General features: G+C 40.5%; 1 pseudogene. It reads right to left on the reverse strand.

Features of this window, described 5'->3' with window-relative positions:
* Positions 1-562, reverse strand: a pseudogene (locus tag IEV18_RS17085) (UPF0236 family transposase-like protein); the annotation flags it as partial.
* Between the last annotated feature and the right edge of the window lie 147 nt (positions 563-709).

The raw sequence follows: 709 nt of genomic DNA on the forward strand, positions 1-709 counted from the left end.
AAACACGTTTGCCATTCGTATCCCAGCCTTCGTAAAGAATGGCATGGCTTACCTCATGACTTTTCTTCTTTTCTGTCCCCCGTACAAAGACGCCATCAGCTTCAGCGTAGAGGTAGTCTACTTTCTTTCCCTCTGGCAATTCAGCCGAATCTTCTAACTCGGTGACCATCTCCTCGTCCGCCTTGGCCTGTGCTTCTCCGACTTTCCTCACAATCGATCCAACCGTTGTATGGCTAATGTCCACAGCTGTCCATTCCTTCAGTATATGAGCCGTTTCTCGATACGTACTTTCTGCAGCCATTTCCGCAACTTTAACTTCTACAAATGGGCTTCTACGTTGATATTTCTTAAAACCAATCCATTCATCAAAAGGGTAGTGGGCATGTCCTTCTAAATCATACATCAGCGTGTGTGTAAATCTCACTGCACCAAAAGTAAATTGGATTTCTCTTTCATCATTTCTTTCCACAGTCCAACCCTCTGATTGTTTTTCATTTACAATCACAGTGTTCATTTTGGTGAATATGTCCCCCAACATTGACGCAAATACGTCATACATCAGAATACGAACGCTTTCCTCAAAATCAATTAAATTGCAGCGCTGAAGAGTAAAAATTCTTCGTGATAATTTTCTACAAAGTATACCCCAAAATATACGAAATATGGGATAATATGGTTATATTAAACAGCTAAATTAGTATATTTTGGG

This window comes from Compostibacillus humi (genome assembly GCF_014637175.1).
Classification (GTDB): Bacteria; Bacillota; Bacilli; order Bacillales; family Amphibacillaceae; genus Oceanobacillus; species Oceanobacillus humi.